This is a genomic window from Nocardioides flavus (ex Wang et al. 2016) (assembly GCF_014653115.1).
In the GTDB taxonomy this organism is placed as follows: domain Bacteria; phylum Actinomycetota; class Actinomycetes; order Propionibacteriales; family Nocardioidaceae; genus Nocardioides; species Nocardioides flavus.
This window is the reverse complement of the sequence record NZ_BNAD01000015.1, coordinates 55,186-73,549: the sequence shown is the minus strand read 5'-3', so window position 1 is coordinate 73,549 and position 18,364 is coordinate 55,186. Positions and strand designations below refer to the sequence as shown.

Sequence of the window (18,364 nt, the reverse complement as noted above, 5' to 3'; positions counted from 1 at the left end):
TACCACCGCCGTCGGCGACAGGCCGCTCTCGGACGGTTGACCCCCATCGAGTACGAGACCATCATGACCACACCTGCCGCTCAGGCAGCCTGACCCAACCTGTCACCTATCCGTGCAGCAGTCCCGTCTTGCGCTAGGACTCGCTGACAATAAGGCGCGTCGCGTTGCTCAGCCGACCCGCGCCTCGATGAGGGCGATGAACTCGTCGGCCATCTCCACCTGTCGCTCCAGCGCCGCACGGCGCTCGGTGGCCTCCGCGCGCACCGCGTGAAGTCGCTGGCGCACGGACGACCGCCCGCCGCCGGCATTCGGGTCGTCGAGGAGTTCCAGGTCCCGCATGACGCCCTTCATCTGGTCCAGGCTGAACCCGAGGGGCCTCATCCGGCGGATGGCCAGGATCTTCTCCACGTCCTGCTCGGTGTAGAGCCGGAAGCCACCCTCGGTGCGACCGGAGGGCTGGAGTAGGCCCACCTCCTCCCAGTGCCGCAGGCTGCGAAGCGAGAGCTCCGTGCGCGCGGCTACCTCGCCGATGTGCATGACCGCCTCGGAGTCGGTGCCTTGTTCCACGTGTTCCCCTCGCTCCCGATTCCAACTCTACCCTCACGTGAGGTTAGGGTTGCTCCAGACTTCCGCTGGCGACGCCGCTAGCACGCGCACCATCCAGTGTCGACGACCCTCGGGTGCGCATCCGGTGGCCTGCATGCCACGTCCTCGCCATGAACGGAGCACCTTTCTCGTGTCCAACCCTGTCATTACGGCCCCGGCGCCGCTGGAGCACACTGTGCGCAACGCCCTTCGCTCGCCCAAGATGCTGCGCACCGAGGTCCTGGCCGGTCTAGTCGTTGCGCTTGCCCTCATCCCCGAGGCGATCTCGTTCTCGATCATCGCCGGTGTCGACCCCCGCGTGGGCCTCTTCGCATCCTTCACGATGGCGGTCTCGATCGCCTTCCTCGGCGGCCGTCCCGCGATGATCTCGGCCGCGACCGGCGCCATCGCGTTGGTCATCGCGCCGGTCATGCGCGACTACGGCTACGACTACCTCATCGCCACCGTGATCCTGGGCGGAGTCATCCAGGTCGCGCTCGGCCTCGGCGGCTTCGGCAAGCTGATGCGCTTCATCCCCCGCTCAGTCATGGTCGGGTTCGTCAACGCCCTCGCGATCCTCATCTTCATGGCGCAGATCCCCTACCTGGTCGACGTGCCGTGGCTCGTCTACCCCATGGTCGCCGTCGGCCTGGCCGTCATGGTCGCGCTGCCGCGCATCACGACCGTCGTACCCGCGCCGCTCATCGCGATCGTCGCGCTCACCGGCTTCACCGTCCTGGCCTCCATCTCCGTGCCGGACGTTGGCGACGAGGGCGAGCTGCCCGACAGCCTGCCCGCCCTGTTCTTCCCCGACGTCCCGTGGACCCTCGAGACGCTCCAGATCATCGGCCCGTTCGCGCTGGCGATGGCGCTCGTCGGCCTGCTCGAGTCGCTGCTCACGGCCAAGCTCGTCGACGACATCACCGACACCCACTCCAACAAGACCCGCGAGTCGTGGGGCCAAGGTGCCGCCAACGTCATCACCGGCTTCTTCGGCGGCATGGGCGGCTGCGCGATGATCGGCCAGACCCTCATCAACGTGAACGTCTCCCGCGCCCGCACCCGGATCTCGACGTTCCTGGCCGGCGTCTTCCTGCTGATCCTCGTCGTCGGCCTCGGCGACGTCGTCGCGATCATCCCGATGGCCGCGCTGGTCGCGGTCATGATCCTCGTCTCGGTCGGCACCTTCGACTGGCACTCGATCCAGCCGGCCACCCTGCGCCGGATGCCGAAGTCGGAGACCACCGTGATGGTCGCGACCGTCGCTGTCACCGTCGCCACGCACAACCTCGCCATCGGCGTCGTGGTCGGCGTGCTCGTCGCGATGACCCTCTTCGCCCGTCGGGTCGCCCACCTCACCGAGGTCCAGCGCGAGGTCGTCGAGGACCGCCAGGGCGTCGCCACTGCGGTCTACCGCGTCACCGGCCAGCTGTTCTTCGCCTCCAGCAACGACCTCTACACCCAGTTCGACTACGCCGACGACCCCGAGCAGGTCGTCATCGACCTCACCGACTCCCACGTCTGGGACGCCTCCACGGTCGCCTCCCTGGACGCGATCACGACCAAGTACGCCCGCAAGGGCAAGACCATCGAGATCGTCGGGCTCAACCCCTCAAGCGCCGAGCGCCACGAGCGGCTCTCGGGGTCTCTGCCGTCGCACTGACCGGCGGCTACCTACCCTTGACGCACCTGGCGTCACCCGGCAGCCGACAACTTCGGAGGATCCCGTGTCCTTTCTCCCCTCGCAGCCCGACGATGCTCGTCTTCTTGACGTCTTCCGCAGCTACCCGGACGCCTCACGCCCGCTCCTCGACTACCACGAGGTGCTCATGCGAGGGCCTTCCGACCTGACGGTCGCCGAACGCGAGCTCATCGCCGCCTACGTGTCGGGCCTGAACGACTGCGACTACTGCCACGGGGTGCATGCGGTGACAGCCGCCAGGTTCGGGATCGAGGAGAGTCTGCTCGCCGCTCTCCTGACGGACTTGGAGAGCGCACCGGTGGTGGGTCGCCTCCGGCCGGTGCTCGCGTACGTCGCCAAGCTCACCGCGACACCCGACCGCATCACCGCGTCCGACGCCGAGGCCGTGCTGTCAGCGGGCTGGTCGGAGAAGGCGCTGCACGACGCCGTGTCGATCTGTGGCCTGTTCAACCTCATGAACAGGCTCGTGAGCGGCCTGGGCATCACGGCCGGCCAGGACTACTTCGAGACGTCAGGCGATCGACTCGCCGAAGGCGGCTATGCGGGGGTGGCCGACCTCCTGTGACCCTCGGCTAACGCACCCAGTGCCTTGCGGATTTGCTGTGTCGTGGGTAGGTCGGGTCGGCGGCGAGGTTCCCCGACACGGGTGCGCCGGTTGCGACGTCGATGCCGTCGACGAGCAGCGTCGGCGACGGGTTAGCTCCCCGCACGAGGGACAGTCGGACGTACGGCGCCACGTCGGCCAACGCGGATCGACCTCGGCGCGAAGACGCTCGACCAGCAGACAGTCGGGACGTGCACCGGACTGGCTGGGTGGTGTCGTGCTGAGGTCCTTCGTCTTCGACAAGCGTGTCTGCGCCGGCCGGTTTTCCCATCCGCGAGACGGCGCTCGTTCTGTGAGCACGCTTACGGAAGGAACGTCCTGGCCCCAGAAGACTCTGACTCCCAGCCCGCCGCATCGTGGCGACCGAAGACCAGGAGATCCACATGACCAGTGCTGTCCAGACATCCAGGCGCGCCGGTGTGGGCGGAGCCCTCGCGGCCGGCGCCGTGGCCGGCGCGCTCGCGTCCATCGCTATGGGGATGTACGCAATGGTGGCGGGGTTGGTCAACGGGACCGGCTTCTTCACGCCCTTGCACCACATCGCGTCGCTGTGGGCAGCCCCGGACGCGATGATGGGGTCGATGGAGGCGGCGATGGGCGGAAACGACTTCCGCATCACCGCCGGCACTGCCGTCCTCGGCGCGGTGATCCACATGATGACGGGGGCGATGTACGGCGCGGTGTTTGGCCTCGTCCTCTCCAGGCTGCACCTCGGACGTGGCGCCCTGCTCGCCACCGGGCTGGCGTACGGCGGGCTGGTCTTCGTGATGAGCGCCTTCGTGGGTCTGCCCCTCGCGGCCGCGATCTTCGATGCGGGCGACCCCATCAGCAACATGGCCGAGATGGCCGGGTGGACGACGTTCGCGGTGGAGCACCTTCTCTTCGGACTGGCGCTGGGCGCGCTCTTCTCCCTGGCACACCGGCACGCTGACGTTCCGGCACAGACCGCTGTCGCACGCTGAGAGCCGCTCAGCACCTCGTCGTGGGCCGGGTGGCGCACCAACGCCGCCCGGCCCGCCAGCGTGACCTCACGACCCCCCTTCCTCGACAAGGCTGAGACCATGGGACCAGAACCAACCACCGCATGTGTGAGCGTCACCCGACCGGAGGACCTCGCCGGAGGCGGCCGGCCGTGGTCTCCCGGCCGCAGAGAGGAAGACGTGGACATCGAGCGGGCCGCCGATCGCCAGCAGGACCGCCTCTGGTGCATGGCCGAGGTCGACATCTTCTGCGACCTGGATGAAACAGAGATGGAAGCCCTGTCGCAGGCGGCGCCTATGCGACGCTACGGTTCCGGCGAGCTGGTCTACACCCCCCACCAGCCGCTCGAAGCCCTGTTCATCCTCAAGCAGGGTCGGATCCGGATCTTCCGCGTCTCCCCCGATGGCCGGGCGCTGACCACCGCCATCATCTCGCCCGGCACCATCTTCGGAGAGATGGTGATCGTGGGACAGCAGATGCACGACAGCTTCGCCGAGGCCCTCGAGGACATCGTCGTGTGCGTGATGTCCGAGGCCGACGTACGTCGCCTCCTGCTGGGCGACTCGCGGATCGCCACGCGCATCTCCGAGACCCTCGGACGACGGTTGGGCGAGCTGGAGCAACGACTCTCCGACGCGGTCTTCAAGTCGGTACCGGAGCGCGTTGCCGGTGCGCTGGCGGCGCTCGCCCAGGGCGCGAGCGGCACCTTCGGGCGGGACGCACAGGTCAAGCTCACCCACGAACAGCTCGCCGCGCTGGCGGCGACGTCGCGCGAGACGACGACGAAGATCCTGGGCGAGCTCGCCGATCTCGGACTGATCTCGCTGGGTCGCGGCAAGATCACCGTCCACGATCAGGACAGGCTGCGCCAGCTCGGCGGCTACTGAGCAGGACGCAGTCCGTCAGCGGTACTCCGGGTTCGGGTGGTCCGGGTGGGACAGGTCCCAGTTGGTCGTGACGTTGCCGTGGGCGGGCACTCCCCCGGCGTCCTTGAGCCGGCGGGCCGTGTGGAGCATGTTCCAGGCAGCGAAGACCGCATTGCGCGTGGTCCAGTGGTTGCGCGCCCCTCGGTCGTCGTCGAGGTAGGACGGTCCGGGGCCGGCCTCGCCGTTCCAGTAGGCGTCGACCTGGGGTGGGATGGTGAAACCGATGTGGCTCAGCGCGTAGAGCATCTGGGCCGCGCAGTGCTTTCCGCCGTCCTCGTTGCCCGTGATGACGACCCCGCCGACCTTGCCGTAGTAGCTCCACTGGCCGGCGTTGTTGAGCTCGCCGGACCAGCCGTAGAGCCGCTCGATCGCCCGCCGGGTCAGTGAGGACTGGTCCCCCAGCCAGATCGGGGAAGCGAGGACGACGATGTCCGCCGGCTCCACCAGCGAGCGGTAGAGGTCGGGGAAGTCGTCGCGCTCCCACCCGTGCTCGCGCATGTCGGGCTGGACCCCCGGTGGGACGACGTAGTCGACGAGCCGCACGACGTCGACCTGCGCGTCGACGCCCTCCAGCACCCGACGGGTGACCGCCAGCAACCCGTCGGTGTGGCTCGGCTCGGGAGAGCGCTTGAGGGTCCCGTTGAGGACGACCACACGCAGGTCGTCGTACGAGGTGGTCGCGGCGGCCACCTCCGCGTCGACGAACGTGGCGACGGATGCGGGGATCATGTGGTGCTCCTTCACTGGGGGGACCGGGTCGGGCGGAGTGACGGACCCGGCGCGTCTTCGACCCGACGGACGACGACCGGTGGGGCGAACGCCACCCGTCCGCGGACCGTCCGCGACCACCATCGTGGGCGGGCGATGCACCAAGCCGCGTCGAGGGCTCGTGTTCCGTCGATGCAGACGTCGAAGCGGGCGGACGTGCCGCGCAGCGACGGACGCAGGGAGACCGGTCGCAGGTACCGGAACGCCACGTCCTGCGGGGCGAAGTAGTGGAAACCTCCGCGAGCAACGGTGTCCTCGCCCTCCGCCAGGACGGTTCCTTCGAGCTCGGCGCGCATGGTCATTGCGTCAGGGCATGGTCGGATGCGTGGGTAGTGGTGACGATGTCGATCTCGCCCAGCAGGGTGCGGTGGACGGGGCAGCGGTCCGCGATCGAGAGGAGTGCCGCACGCTGGTCCTCAGGCAGGGAGGGGTCCAGCTCGATGTGCCGGTGCACTCGGTCGACATGTCCCGAGGTGGTCTCGCAGGTCTCGCAGTCGGAGGCGTGGATGCGATCGTGGCGGAGCGTGACGCGTGCGGGGCTGTAGTCCCAGCCCTTGCGGCGGGCGTACATCCGCATGGTCATCGAGGTGCATGCCCCGAGCGCGGAGAGCAACACGTCGTAGGGGCCGGGGCCGGTGTCGGCGCCGCCGACGTCGAGGGGCTCGTCAAGGAGCCAGGTGTGGCGCCCGGAGTGGGCCAGGTGTGCGTAACCCTCGACGTCCTCGACCTCGTCCACCACCACGGCCGGTGGCGCTGTGGGGGGCCCAGAAGGCGGCACCGCTCGAGCCGGGAGGTACCGGCTGGCCCACGTCGCGATCATGGACCCGGCGTAGTCGGCGTCCTCGGCGCGCAGCAGCAGCAGGTGGTCGGCCCCGTCGAGGGTGACGAACGACTTGGGATGCCGGGCGGTGTCGAAGATCGCGCGCGCCTCACCGATACCGACGACCGCGTCGCGGGGCGCGTGCAGGACGAGGAGCGGCTTGCCGAGGGCCGAGATGCGCTGTAGCTGGGGTTGGGCGGACAGGTCGCGGGCCAGGTCCGGGCTGATGTGGAGCCTCCTGTTGCCGATAGTGACCGCGAGATGCCCGTCGGGCGCCGGTAGCGCACCCGACACCAGCCTGCTGACGTGGGCCGGAGTCGACGGGGCACCGATCACCGCAACGGCCCCCACGGAGTCCAGTTCTCCTGCGATGGCCAAGACAGCTGCGCCGCCGAGCGAGTGACCGACGAGAAGCCGCGGTGGCTCGAGCTCGTCGGTGAGCCAGCGTGCGGCGGCACGGAGGTCCTCGAGATTGGTGCTGAACGTGGTCTCGGCGAAGGAGCCGTCGGAGTCGCCGAGCCCGGTGAAGTCGAAGCGCAGGACCGCGTAACCAGCCTGCGTGAGGACCCTGGCGACCCGCGAGGCCGCCCGCGACGTGCGGTCGCAGGTGAAGCAGTGTGCGAACAGCGCCACCGCCCGGGCCGGTCCTGCTGGAAGGTCAAGAGTCCCTACAAGATCGGAGCCGCTGCTGCCTGGGAAGGACACATGCCTCCTCGGGAGATCGGTGCTGACCGTCATCGGCTGGGTGAGCGTCGAGGTGTCGTCATGACCGGGTCTCCTCCATAGGCAGCCGCGCCTCGTGCGGGCTGACATGGAAACCCGGCGGAAGGGCGTCTGCGTTCCCCGGAGAGTCCTTGTGCTGCACGGCCCATTGGGGCGCGCGGGTGTCGGTCGGCACCACCCGGACCCGAGTTCCCGGTCGGACGTCATGGCCGACCGGCAGCTCCACCTCCACGGTCGAGTCGTCGTCGCCGGCGAGCGTCACGACCACTCGGGTGCCGGTGGGGCGGCGACGTACGACACGGGCCCCGAGCCCGGCGCGGCCGGAGTCGGTGGCCGCCAGGCGCAGCGACTCGCGGCGTACGAGGAGCACGGCGGCACCGTCCTCCGCTCCCCCGTCGGCGACGGGCAGGCGTCCCCACGCAGAGTGGTGCATCCCGTCACGGACCGTGCCGGCGATCTCGGTGAAGCCGCCCAACAGGCGGGCGACGGCCACGGTCGCGGGCCGCCGGTAGATCTCGACCATCGACGCGTGCTGGTGGACGCTCCCGTCGATGAGCACGACGGTCGACTCGGCGAGCGCCGCCTCGTCGAGGTCGTGGGTGACCATGAGGATGGTCGGGGCCAGCGCGGCGCGTACCTCGACGAGGAGGTCGTGCATCGACGCCCGGAGCTCGCGGTCCAGGGAGCTGAAGGGCTCGTCGAGGAGCAGCGCACCGCGCTCAGCGGCGAGCGCCCGGGCGAGCGCGACCCGCTGCTGCTGGCCGCCGGACAGCGACGTGACGTCACGCGAGCCCATTCCCTCAAGGTGGACCAGTCGCAGGTAGCGCTGGGCACACCGGCGGGCCTCCCGACGCCGGGCGCCGGCCAGCCGGGGGGCGAAGGCGACGTTGCCGGCGACGTCGAGGTGCTCGAAGAGCAGCGGGTGCTGGAACATCACCGTGAGGTCGCGCCGCTCGGTGGGCTGGTCGGCGACGTCGCGGCCGTCCACCAGCACCTCGCCGGAGGTGGAGCGCAGCAGGCCGGCGGCGACGCGCAGGAGGGTGCTCTTGCCGGAGCCCGAGGGTCCGACGACGGAGACCATCTCGCCGTCCGCGACCGCGACGGATGCGCCCCGGAGGGCGGGGGTGTCCGCACCGGGATAGCGGTGCCACACGTCGCGGACCTCCAGCGTGCTCATCGGTGCATCCTCTCCTGCTCGGGCACGGACTCCGATGGACGATCCGGCGGCGCGGTGCTGCGGCTGCCGCGGATCCGGAGGGCGGCGACGGTCACCAGGGCCACGGGTGGCACGAGGGTGGCCAGCGCCATCGAGGCGACCGCAGCGTCGTTCCCGGAGCCGGACGCCGCGGCTCCCAGCAGGACCGGGGCGGTCACGAGCTGCCCGCCACCCACCAGCAGCGTGACGACGTAGTCGCTCCACCCGACCAGGAAGGCCAGCAGAGCCGCCACCAGGATGCTGCCACGCACGGCCGGCAGCACCACCCGGAGCCGGGCCTGCCGGGGAGTCGCTCCCAGGGCCCGCGCCTGGACCTCCAGCTCGGGTGACGTCCGCGCGAACGCGGTCGCGCTCGTGTACGCCGTATAGGGGATCGCCACCACGGACAGCAGCAGCACGACGGACACCAGCTCGGGCAGTCCGACGCGGATCAGCACCACGTCGAGGCCCATGGCCACGGCGAAGGGCGGCAGGACCAGCGGGACCAGCAGCAGTGCGACCACGAGCCGCGGTCGCCCGGTGAGGCGCCAGCCGAGCACCCGCCCGGTCATCACGCCCAGCGGTGTCGCGACGGCAGCAACAGCGAGACCCAGCGCGAGCGAGCGGAGCAGCGCGAGCTGCAGTCCGGCCGCAGCGGCGTCGCGCCAACCCACGACGCCCCACGCGCCGGGAAGCAGATCGGGGTAGCTCCAGCGCTCCGCCCCCGCCCACACCAGCACCGGCGCCAGCGGCACGGCCAGCCAGAGCAGCGCCAGCACCAGGCCGACCACGGGCACGACCCGTCTCACGGCGCACCGCCCGTCGAGAGCGCCCGCAGTCGCGGCAGCGTCGCGAGCGCTGGCACGGCGATGCAGAGGGCGAGGACGGAGCCGGTCACCGCGGCTGCCGCGGCGGCCGGTCGGTCGGTCAGCTCGATGGAGCCGAAGAGCCGGAAGGCCAGCACCGGCAGGGGTTCGGGCACAGCGCGCCCCAGCAGCCACGCCACCTCGTAGGACCCGATGGCGTAGACGAGCGTCACCAGCGAGGCGGCCCCGACCGCGGGCGCGGCCGTGGGCAGCAGCACCCGGAGGACCCGTTGCACGGGTCGGGCCCCCAGGCCCGCCGCGACCTGCATCCGCATCCGGTGGCCCGGCGCGACCGCGGCCAGGACGACGAGGGCGACGAAGGCCGACTCCTTCCACGCCAGCTCCAGGACGGTCGCGACCGGCCACGGACCACCGACGAGTGCCGGCCAGTCGTCGACCCCCGCCGGAGCTGCGAGCCGGGCGGCGGCTCCCCCGTCGCCCAGCAGCAGCGACACTGAGGTCGCGCCCACCAGGTGCGGGACCGCGAGCACCGCGAGGCACGCCAGGCGTACGACGGACGCCGCCCGGCCGCCGCCGAGCATGAGCGTCGCCAGGAGGAAGCCGACCAGGGCCGCCAGCACCGTCGCCGGCACCGCGATCAGCAGCGACTCCCCGATCCCGGCCACCAGGTCGGGTGCGGCGGACCGCCAGCCGTCGAGGCTCGGCGCGGGCTCGCCGTACAACGGCATCAACCCGACCGAGGTCGCCACCACCGCCGCCATGCCGGTGCCCGCGACCACGGTGATGGCCACGATCCCGGGCGCAGCTCCGCTCACCCGCCGACTCGTCATGGGCGACCGAGGACCTCGCGTCGCCAGCCCTCGTCGAGCGGCGTCACCCAGGACGAGGAGAGCTCCGGCTGCGCGTTGCGGGACAGCTCGTCGTACGCCGGCACCACCGGTGAGTCCGGCAGCCGGTCGAACGCACGCGCCGCGTCGTCCTCGAGCAGCGCGGTGTCGAGCACGGTGAACTGGCCCCACACGTCGGGGTCGGCCTTTGCGACCTGCTGCTCGGGAGACAGCGCGAGGTCGGCGACCACCATCGCCCCCGCCTGGTCAGGCGAGCTGACCGGGATCGCGAGGAAGCTGGCGTTGCCGATCGTCCCGTCCTCGACCGCGAGCACCCGGGTGGTCGACGGGAACGTGCCGTCCTCCACCAGCTCGGTCAGGGTCGCCGGCCCGTAGGTCATGGTGAAGTCGACCTGGCCGTCGGCGAACAGCCGGTCCAGCGCGACCTGGTCGCGCGGGTGGGTGCGCCCCTCTCGCCACAGCGCCGGCGCGATGTCGGCCAGGCGCTCCCAGAGCGCGGGCGTGAGCTCGTCGTACGCGTCCTCGCCGAAGGCCGCCGGGACCTCCTCCGCGCCTCCGGACAGCGCGTAGAGGGCCTGCCGGACGAAGACCGAGCCGGTGAAGTCCGGCGGTGCGGGGTAGGTGAAGCGGCCCGGGTTGGCCTCAGCCCAGTCGAGCAGCCCGGCGACCGTGGTGGGCGGGTCCGTGACACGGGCGGAGTCGTAGGCGAAGGTGAACTGGGCCTTGTGCCACGGCGACTCGCAGCCCTCGACCGGGACCCCGAAGTCCTCGCTCACCAGGGGGTCCTCGTCGCTGACGTACTGCATGTTGGGCAGGTCGTCGGACCAGCCGCACAGCCAGGCACCGGCCTCCTGGCCGGTGGCGAAGTTGTCGCCGTTGACCCACACCAGGTCCACCGATCCGTCGTCCTCGCCGGCGGCCCGCTCGGCGAGCAGGCGTCGCATCGCGTCCTTGGTGTCCGCCACCGGCACCCGCCGCACCGTGACGCCGAGCTCGGCCGCCGCCGGGGTGAGCACGTCGTCGACGTAGGCGTTGCCGCGGTCGTCGCCGCCGTACATCCACAGGTCCACCGTCTGGCCCTCCGCGTCGGCCAGCACCTCGTCCCACGGTCGATCTGCCGATGCGGCGGGACTCTCGGCGGCTGGAGCCGAGCAGGCGGTGACGAGCAGGGCCGAGGACAACGCGATCGATGCCAGGGTCAGGTGGCGGGCTCTCACGGCGATGGAATCTCCTCAGGCGATGTGGCTGGGCAGGTCGAGGTCTGTCGTACCGGGAACACGGTGGGGGTCCCACCGACTTCCCTTCCCGTGAAGCAGACGCGGACACCGAGCCGGACCTGGGCATGGGCACGGCTCGGGGCCATGGCGACCCTCCTGCTCGCGGTGTTCGTCGTCGAGCAGCTTCGCGGATGGGACGACGTCCGGCTGTTGCGTGAGCGAGTAGACGCAGCGGGTCCGTGGGGCGCCGCCGTCTTCGTCGCCGGCTACGCCGTGCTGTGCCTGCTCCCGGCACCCAAGGCACTCCTCACCGCACTGGGTGGGGTGCTGTTCGGTTTGTGGCTCGGGGCCCTCCTGTCCTGGATCGCCGCGCTCACCGGAGCCGCCGCCGCCTTCGGGCTGGGTCGGGCTCTGGGACGCGATGCCGTCGGCCGGCTGACCCGCGGTCGCGCCGAGAGGGCCGATCGGCTGCTGGCCGACCACGGATTCGGTGCTGTCCTCGCTGCGCGGCTGACGCCGGTGCTGCCGTTCACCGTCATCAACTACGCGGCGGGACTTACCGGCGTGCGGTGGCGCCACTACGCGCTCGGGTCGGCCCTCGGCATGGTCCCGGGCAGCCTGGCCTACGCCGCCCTGGGCGCCTGGGGCACCGACCCGTGGGGCATCTTCGCCGGGGTCGCGGTGCTGGTGGCCCTCGTCGTGCTCGGCACGGTCCTCGGCCGACGTCTGGTGCGCCATGATGGCCGCGCTGCGCCCGCGCCGGCCCCCGACGCAGAGGAGACGTGATGTTCGACGCCGTGCTCCGTCGTCGTCTCAACGGTCCGCTGGCCTCGGTCGCCGGGCGGATCGACCGGTCGTGGGTGACGCCCGACCGCCTCACGGTGGCCGGGCTGGTCCTCGGACTGGCCAGCGCCGCGCTCGCGGCCGGCCAGCTGTGGGGCTGGGCACTCCTCGCCTGGCTGCTCTCCCGGGCCCTGGACGGCCTCGACGGACCGCTGGCCCGACGTCGTACCACCGGGCACGGCTCCCCCGCCGGCGGATTCCTCGACATCACCGCCGATTTCATCGTCTACGGCGCCGCGGTCGTCGGGGTCGCCGTCGGCACCGTCGGAGCCTCCGCGTCCCTCACGGACTGGCTCCCGTTCCTGGCCGTGCTGCTGGCCTACTACGTCAACGGCACCGCGTTCCTGGCCTTCTCCTCGATCGCCGAGCGCACCGGGCACCGCATCGACGACGGCCGGTCGCTGAACTTCCTCGGCGGCATCGCCGAGGGCGCCGAGACGATCCTCGTGCACGCGATCTGGCTGCTCGTCCCTGCCTACGCCCCTCAGGTCGCCACCGTGTGGGCGGGCGTGGTGGGCCTCAGCGCCGCCCACCGGATCATCGCCGGCTACCGCACCCTGCGCGAGCCGGCCACCGAGAGCTCGTGACCGGGGCGAGCGGAAGCCACAGGGGTAGTCGGAGGGTTCCCTGTCACATGAGGACTCCCCCAGCTCGCGACCATGTGGCCGACGATGTCACGGGAGGCGAAGATGTGTCCTCCCGGTCGGATCGCCCGCGCCTGGTGGCGCTGGTCCTCGCCTTCACCGCGGCCTCGGTCGCGCTGCACCTGAGCGGCTGGAGCGGACCCGAGCACCTCCAGGCGCTGGTGGAGTCAGCGGGGTGGGCGGGAGCCGCGGTGTTCGTGGTCGGGTACGCCCTCCTGGTACTTGTGCCGTCACCCGCCTCCGTGCTCACGATTCTCAGCGGTGTGCTCTTCGGGCTGTGGTGGGGCACCCTGCTCGCCTGGGCGGGCGCCCTGCTCGGCGCCTTCGGTGGCTTCCTCCTCGGCCGTCGGCTGGGACGGCCAGCAGTCGATCGGATGCTCCACGGGCGGCTCCAGGACGCTGACCAGGTGCTGGCTCGCCACGGGCTGGTCGCGGTGCTCGCCGTCCGGCTCCTGCCTCTGTTCCCCTTCACCCCGATCAACTACGCCTCCGGTCTGCTCGGGGTGCGCCTGCGCGACTACGTGCTGGGCACGGCTGTGGGCATCGTGCCCGGCGCCCTCGCGTACGCCGCCGTCGGCGCCTCGGGGGCGGACCCGCGCGGCATCGTCATCGGCGTCGCATGCCTGGTCGTGCTCACACTCTTCGGCGGCAGCGTCGGACGGCGGCTGCTGGCCTCGAGCACCCGCCCAGCACCCGCTCCCGAGTCATGACCGGTCACGTCCCGAGGCCGACCACAGCGGTCCGCGTCTCCACACTGAGGACCCGCTGGCGCGCGCTCCTCGACCTGACCGAACCCGTCCACCCGGAGACCCTCGCAGCGGTACGGCGCCGCTGGGCCGAGCTCCCGACGACGGCCAGGACCGCCGCACAGACGCTGGGCCGCATCGGCGTGGGCTGCGAAGGCACGCACGGCGTCTTCCCGAAGTGCAACCTGACCTGTTCCCCGTGCTACCACTCCGCCGACGCCAGCAAGGTCCGCACCGACGGCACCCACACGCTCGACCAGGTCCGGCACCAGATGGCGCTGTTGCGGGAGCGACGCGGCCCACGTGCCCACGCCCAGCTCATCGGTGGCGAGGTCTCGCTCCTGTCGCCCGACGACCACGCGGCGTCCCTCATCGCCATGCGGGCGGCGGGTCGAGAACCCATGTCGATGACCCACGGAGACTTCGACGAGGACTACCTCCGTGCGCTCGTCACGCAAGCCGATGGAGGGCTCCGACTGCCGCGCGTGTCCTTTGCGGCGCACTTCGACTCGCTCATGCGCGGGCGCCGCGGGATGCCGCGGCCACGAGTCGAACGAGAGCTGGACGTGCATCGTGCTGCCTTCGTGTCCATGTTCGAGCGCGTGAAGCGGCACACGGGCCTGCGCTACTTCCTGGCCCACAACATGACGGTGACCCGCGCGAACCGCGACCAGGTCGCCGACGTCGTGGCTGCCGTGCGCCACATGGGCTACTCCATGATGTCGTTCCAGCCGGCCGCCCGGGTGGGTGATCGCCGACGGTGGGGCGCTGACGAGACGTCCGTCGGCATCGACGAGGTCTGGAAGCAGATCGAGACCGGCATGGGGCAGCCGGTGGCGTGGCAGTCCCTGCAGTTCGGTGACCCGCGGTGCAATCGTTCGGCCTTCGGAATCGTCGTGGGCGACACCTGGGTCCCACTGCTCGATCCCGCTGTGACGGCTGACCTGGCCTTCCGCGACGAGGTGTTCACGCGCGTCCCGGGGGTCTCGCTCAGCGGCGAGCGGCCGTCGGTCAGGATCGCGAAGGTGCTCCGGTTGGCGTCGCGGGAGCCACGCCTGGCAGTCATGTCAGCGCAGTGGAGTCGACGGTTCGTGCGTCGCACCGGCGGCTTGTCGACGTTGGTCCGTGCCGTTGCCCGCCGCGAGGTCAGGGGATTGACCTTCGTAGTCCACGCCTTCATGGACGCATCGACCGTCATCCCCGCCTGGCGCGCCATGGAGGCGGGGGAAGTCGCTGCCGACGCCGAGACCCAGGGGACCCAGGAGCGGCTCCAGGCGTGCGTCTACACGATGGCCCACCCCGACACCGGCGAGCTGGTCCCTGCCTGCGTACAGCACTCGGTGCTCGATCCCTCGGAGAACAAGCAGCTGCTCACGCTGCTCCCCATGCCGACGCGCCGCTGACGCCTCCTCAGCTCCTGTACGTCGCGAGCCACCGTCGGTCGATTCGGCGCTTGAGTGCCAGGCTGGAGCGGCCGAGCCACCACCACCGGCCGCGCACCGCGAGCGCTGTGCCACCTCCGAGGTCGAGGATCGACAACACGTGCTCCTGCGGGCGGTAGACCGGCGCCGGCGCACCCGTCGCGCGGGCCTCGAACGCCGCGAGCAGCACCGGCCCCTGCCGGACGCCGTGGACGCCGAGGCGGGGAAGGGACATGGGGAGGAAGTCGGCGCAGTCACCGGCAGCGTAGACGTCGTCGTGGTCACGGTGCTGCAGGGTCGCGCGCACGGGGAAGCCGTCGCGACCGCCGAGGGGCGATCGGGTGGCCAGCGGTGGCGGCGCGAGGCCGGTGGCCACGACCAGGATGTCGTGCGCCAGACGGGTGCCGCCACGCAGGACGAGGGCGTCCCCATCGACTCGCACGGGACCGGCGTCCGTCACGATCCGGACCCCCCTCCCCTCGAGCAGGCCGACGAGTCGCCGTGCGGCCCGATGCGGGAGGAAGTCGCCGATGCGTGGACCGTACTCGAGCAGGTGGACACGGTCGGTGTCAGCGCGAGCGGCGAGATGGGCGGCGAGCTCGAGCCCACTGGCGCCCCCACCGACAACGGTGAGGTGGTGCCCGCGACCTGTCGGCGGGTGCTCGAGTCGTTCGCGCAGTCGGGCCAAGCTGCTGAGCGGCTTGACCTCGACCACGGTGGCGTCGCCGGTCGCGACCGGAGGTACGTCGACCACGCTGCCGATGTTGAAGGACACCAGGTCCCAGTCGAGACGGGTCCCGTCGTCGGTGGTCGCGGTGCGGGTCGTCAGGTCGACGTCCGTGACGCGTCCCGCTCGGTGGTCGACGGGACCGTGGCGGGCGAGCGCCGCAACGTCGATCCGGCCCTCCGCGGGGTCGCGGCCGCCGGCGGCGATGCCGGACGCTGCCCCGCTGTAGTCGAACCGCGCGGGTGCCACGAGGGTCGTGCGGTATCCGGCAGCATCGAGGCGGGACGCGTGGCGGAGGAGGTGGAGGTGTGCGTGGCCGGCGCCGACCAGCAACAGGCGCCGTTCAGGAGGCACGGCGCTCGAGCCACCAGCGACGGGTCCGCGCCAGGGTGTGCAGGGCGCGCCGGGTCGCGGGGCGGTCGAGCTGCTCGCGAACGTCGGCGATCGCGGCGTTCCACGGTCCGTCGTTCCACGTCGGATAGGCGTGCGTGATGCCGGCCAGGTCGCGCGTGCGCAGTCCGCGGCGGACGGCGATCGCGAGTTCTCCGAGGGTCTCCCCCGCCCGCGGACCGACGACAGTGGCTCCGAGGATCCGGCCCTTGCCGTCGATGGCCAGACGGGTCAGGCCGTCGGTGAGGTCCTCGGTCACGGCTCGGTCCACGTGGTGGTGGTCCAGGGTGAGGATCCGGATCCCGTCGCGTTCGCGTCCGGTGTCGACGCCGACGGCGGCGACCTCGGGGTGGGTGTAGGTGACCCGTGGCACCGCGGAGGTCTCCACCGAGCGGCGCACGCCCAGGACCGCGTTGCTGGCGGCGAGGCTGCCGTGGACGCCGGCGACGTGCGTGAATTGGGGGTGGCCCGTCAGGTCGCCGGCCGCCCAGATACGGGAGTTGGTGGTCCGCAGGCGCCCATCGACGACCACGAATCCGCGCTCGTCGACCTCGACGCCGACGGTGTCGAGCCCGAGGTCGGTGGTTCGGGGCCGACGCCCTACGGCGACCAGCAGGCGGTCGAAAGCGACCTTCTCCCCGTCGTCGAGGACCAGCCATCCGGACTGCGAGTCCGACGCGACGATTGACGTCACCGACTGACCGGTGAGGATCGTGACGCCGTCGGACTCTAGCGCGCGGTGCACGACGGCGGCAGCCGCGGCGTCCTCACGTGGCAGCACGCGCGGTGCTCCCTCGACCACACTCACCTCGATGCCGAGCCGCGACAGCCCCTGTCCGAGTTCGCAGCCGATGCTGCCCCCACCCAGGACCGCCACGCGGCGTGGAGCATCGGTGAGGTCCCACACGGTGTCGCTGGTCAGGTAGTCGAGCTCTGCCAGTCCCGGGATGGGCGGCACTGCGGGCGCTGCACCCGTCGCGACGATCGCCTGGGTGAATCGGACGGTCTCGCCGTCGAGGTCGAGCGTCCCCTCTCCCACGAACCGTCCGTTCCCGGTGCGCACCGTCACGCCAGCGGCTTCGAGAGCCTCGATCGAGTCGACGGGCGCGATCTGGCGGATCGCCGCGTGCACGTGCTCCATCACCCGCGCGAAGTCAACCCGCACCTCACCCACCGTGACCCCGAACCGTCCAGCGCGGCGTGCGCCCGCAGCGGCCTCCGCTGCGGCCAGCAGCGCCTTGGACGGCACGCACCCGGTCCACAGGCAGTCGCCACCGGTCCGGTCCCGTTCGATCAGGAGCACCCGTGCACCGAGGCGGGCTGCCGTCTTGGCCGCGACGATCCCGGCGGTGCCGCCTCCCAGGACCAGCAGGTCCCAGCGGTCAGGCGCGCTCACGTCTGCCGCCCGTCGATCAGGTCGTCGAGGACGGTGCGCATGCGGTCGACCGATGCCGGGTCGACGGGTCGTCGGCCTGACCACAGGGACAGGGCACGGTGCAACAGCCGGTGCTGGCGCATGACCTCGCTGCACCTCTCGCAGGTGGCGACGTGCTCCTCGAGCCGGGTGATCTCCCCTGGCGTCAGAGGCGCGGCCGGATCGGCGTCCAGGTATCGCTGGAGGCGGCGTGCGGTCCAGTGGCAGGTGACCATCTGCCGGAGCGCTCCAGTCATGACTGCTCCCCTCGGGTGGTGGTGAAGGTGGGGCCGAGTGCCTTGCGCACGCGTTCGCGTGCGCGGCTCAGCCGGGACATGACGGTGCCGACGGGCACGTCGAGGACAGCGGCGGCTTCGGCGTACGAGAGGTCGTGGACGTCGACGAGCACGAGGGCAGAGCGGAACTTCGGGTCCAGCCCGGCGACCGCGGCCTGCAGAGCACCGTCGAGCTCCTGCACCACGTACACCTCCTCGGCGGCCGGGGACTCCACAGATCCGAAGGCGGGACGGGAGGCGTGGATCAGCTCCCAGTCGTCGACCGCGATCGGGCGACGTCTGCGGTGCATGTTGGAGTTGGTGTTGCGCACGATCGTGAGCAACCATGCCCGGGGGTGTCGGCCGTCGAACCGGTCGATCGCCCGGAAGGCGCGTACGAGCGACTCCTGCACGAGGTCCTCGGCATCGGCGGCGCTCCCGGTGATGCTCCGCGCCACCCGCAGCATCACCTCGATCTCCGGCTCGACGACCTCCGCGAACGCACGACGGCGTGCGGCATCGTCCGGGGTGATCGCCTCGCTCATGCCACGGGAACCCGTCGACGGCACGGATGACTTCCAGACGCGGCACGGGTCCTCGAGGCCGGACCGTGGCACAGACAGAGAGACGGCATGCGGCGAGCCTTGCACGGGCGCCCCGAGCGGCGGGATGCCAGGACGGCACGAGGGCCGGCGCCTGGTCGGCGTC

General features: G+C 71.3%; 20 protein-coding genes. 8 read left to right on the top strand and 12 right to left on the bottom strand.

What is annotated here, in order from left to right; translation table 11 throughout:
* Positions 1–168: 168 nt before the first annotated feature.
* Entirely contained in the window at positions 169–567 is a 399-nt protein-coding gene (locus IE200_RS17965; RefSeq protein ID WP_229856770.1) for a MerR family transcriptional regulator, read from the bottom strand.
* A 214-nt stretch (positions 568–781) separates the two neighbouring features.
* On the opposite strand from IE200_RS17965, the gene IE200_RS17960 reads away from it, so the two are divergent.
* From IE200_RS17960 to IE200_RS17945, 4 genes are all read left to right on the top strand, one after another.
* Positions 782–2,248, top strand: coding sequence for a SulP family inorganic anion transporter (locus IE200_RS17960; RefSeq protein ID WP_229856769.1), 1,467 nt, complete (start codon positions 782–784; stop codon positions 2,246–2,248).
* Positions 2,249–2,312: 64 nt separating this feature from the next.
* Entirely contained in the window at positions 2,313–2,852 is a 540-nt protein-coding gene (locus tag IE200_RS17955) for a carboxymuconolactone decarboxylase family protein (RefSeq protein ID WP_191280855.1), read from the top strand.
* A gap of 422 nt (positions 2,853–3,274) precedes the next feature.
* Positions 3,275–3,853 (top strand): hypothetical protein, encoded by a 579-nt coding sequence (locus IE200_RS17950; RefSeq protein WP_229856768.1) that lies wholly within the window; start codon positions 3,275–3,277, stop codon positions 3,851–3,853.
* A gap of 246 nt (positions 3,854–4,099) precedes the next feature.
* Positions 4,100–4,759, top strand: a complete 660-nt coding sequence (locus tag IE200_RS17945) for a Crp/Fnr family transcriptional regulator (RefSeq protein WP_229856767.1) — start codon at positions 4,100–4,102, stop codon at positions 4,757–4,759.
* Positions 4,760–4,774: 15 nt separating this feature from the next.
* Here the strand turns inward: IE200_RS17945 and IE200_RS17940 are convergent, their stop codons facing one another.
* The 7 genes from IE200_RS17940 to IE200_RS17910 form a co-directional block, all read right to left on the bottom strand.
* Positions 4,775–5,527 (bottom strand): flavodoxin family protein, encoded by a 753-nt coding sequence (locus IE200_RS17940; protein ID WP_191280853.1) that lies wholly within the window; start codon positions 5,525–5,527, stop codon positions 4,775–4,777.
* Positions 5,528–5,538: 11 nt separating this feature from the next.
* Entirely contained in the window at positions 5,539–5,862 is a 324-nt protein-coding gene (locus IE200_RS21245; RefSeq protein WP_407941028.1) for a DUF427 domain-containing protein, read from the bottom strand.
* A 2-nt stretch (positions 5,863–5,864) separates the two neighbouring features.
* The gene (locus IE200_RS17930) at positions 5,865–7,019 is read right to left on the bottom strand and encodes a bifunctional alpha/beta hydrolase/OsmC family protein (RefSeq protein WP_229856766.1); all 1,155 of its coding nucleotides are present in this window, start codon (positions 7,017–7,019) and stop codon (positions 5,865–5,867) included.
* 130 nt (positions 7,020–7,149) lie between these two features.
* A complete protein-coding gene (locus IE200_RS17925) occupies positions 7,150–8,286 on the bottom strand; it encodes an ABC transporter ATP-binding protein (RefSeq protein ID WP_191280850.1) in 1,137 nt (378 codons plus the stop codon).
* Positions 8,283–9,113, bottom strand: a complete 831-nt coding sequence (locus tag IE200_RS17920) for an ABC transporter permease subunit (RefSeq protein ID WP_229856765.1) — start codon at positions 9,111–9,113, stop codon at positions 8,283–8,285. Before IE200_RS17920 ends, IE200_RS17925 begins: the two co-directional genes overlap by 4 nt.
* Positions 9,110–9,946 (bottom strand): ABC transporter permease family protein, encoded by an 837-nt coding sequence (locus IE200_RS17915; protein WP_191280849.1) that lies wholly within the window; start codon positions 9,944–9,946, stop codon positions 9,110–9,112. The genes IE200_RS17920 and IE200_RS17915 overlap by 4 nt, the downstream gene beginning before the upstream one ends.
* A gap of 11 nt (positions 9,947–9,957) precedes the next feature.
* A complete protein-coding gene (locus IE200_RS17910; RefSeq protein WP_191280848.1) occupies positions 9,958–11,196 on the bottom strand; it encodes an ABC transporter substrate-binding protein in 1,239 nt (412 codons plus the stop codon).
* A gap of 144 nt (positions 11,197–11,340) precedes the next feature.
* Between IE200_RS17910 and IE200_RS17905 the strand changes: the two genes are divergently transcribed.
* The 4 genes from IE200_RS17905 (at position 11,341) to IE200_RS17890 (ending at position 14,832) form a co-directional block, all read left to right on the top strand.
* The gene (locus IE200_RS17905) at positions 11,341–11,982 is read left to right on the top strand and encodes a TVP38/TMEM64 family protein (RefSeq protein ID WP_191280847.1); all 642 of its coding nucleotides are present in this window, start codon (positions 11,341–11,343) and stop codon (positions 11,980–11,982) included.
* The gene (locus IE200_RS17900; protein ID WP_191280846.1) at positions 11,982–12,626 is read left to right on the top strand and encodes a CDP-alcohol phosphatidyltransferase family protein; all 645 of its coding nucleotides are present in this window, start codon (positions 11,982–11,984) and stop codon (positions 12,624–12,626) included. The genes IE200_RS17905 and IE200_RS17900 overlap by 1 nt, the downstream gene beginning before the upstream one ends.
* A 104-nt stretch (positions 12,627–12,730) precedes the next feature.
* Positions 12,731–13,393, top strand: a complete 663-nt coding sequence (locus IE200_RS17895) for a TVP38/TMEM64 family protein (RefSeq protein ID WP_191280845.1) — start codon at positions 12,731–12,733, stop codon at positions 13,391–13,393.
* A complete protein-coding gene (locus tag IE200_RS17890; RefSeq protein WP_191280844.1) occupies positions 13,390–14,832 on the top strand; it encodes a radical SAM protein in 1,443 nt (480 codons plus the stop codon). Before IE200_RS17895 ends, IE200_RS17890 begins: the two co-directional genes overlap by 4 nt.
* Before the next feature lie 7 nt (positions 14,833–14,839).
* On the opposite strand, the gene IE200_RS17885 is transcribed toward IE200_RS17890, so the two are convergent.
* Genes IE200_RS17885 through IE200_RS17870 form a run of 4 tightly spaced genes read right to left on the bottom strand, consistent with a single transcriptional unit; the run spans position 14,840 to position 18,201 of the window.
* Positions 14,840–15,931 carry an NAD(P)/FAD-dependent oxidoreductase gene (locus IE200_RS17885; RefSeq protein WP_191280843.1) on the bottom strand — a complete coding sequence of 364 codons (1,092 nt, stop codon included), beginning with the start codon at positions 15,929–15,931 and terminating at the stop codon, positions 14,840–14,842.
* On the bottom strand, positions 15,921–17,363 hold the full coding sequence (locus IE200_RS17880; RefSeq protein WP_229856764.1) for a dihydrolipoyl dehydrogenase family protein: 1,443 nt from the start codon (positions 17,361–17,363) through the stop codon (positions 15,921–15,923). The genes IE200_RS17885 and IE200_RS17880 overlap by 11 nt, the downstream gene beginning before the upstream one ends.
* Positions 17,360–17,638, bottom strand: coding sequence for a zf-HC2 domain-containing protein (locus IE200_RS17875; RefSeq protein WP_191280842.1), 279 nt, complete (start codon positions 17,636–17,638; stop codon positions 17,360–17,362). The genes IE200_RS17880 and IE200_RS17875 overlap by 4 nt, the downstream gene beginning before the upstream one ends.
* Positions 17,635–18,201 carry an RNA polymerase sigma factor gene (locus IE200_RS17870; RefSeq protein ID WP_191280841.1) on the bottom strand — a complete coding sequence of 189 codons (567 nt, stop codon included), beginning with the start codon at positions 18,199–18,201 and terminating at the stop codon, positions 17,635–17,637. Before IE200_RS17870 ends, IE200_RS17875 begins: the two co-directional genes overlap by 4 nt.
* Positions 18,202–18,364: the final 163 nt, after the last annotated feature.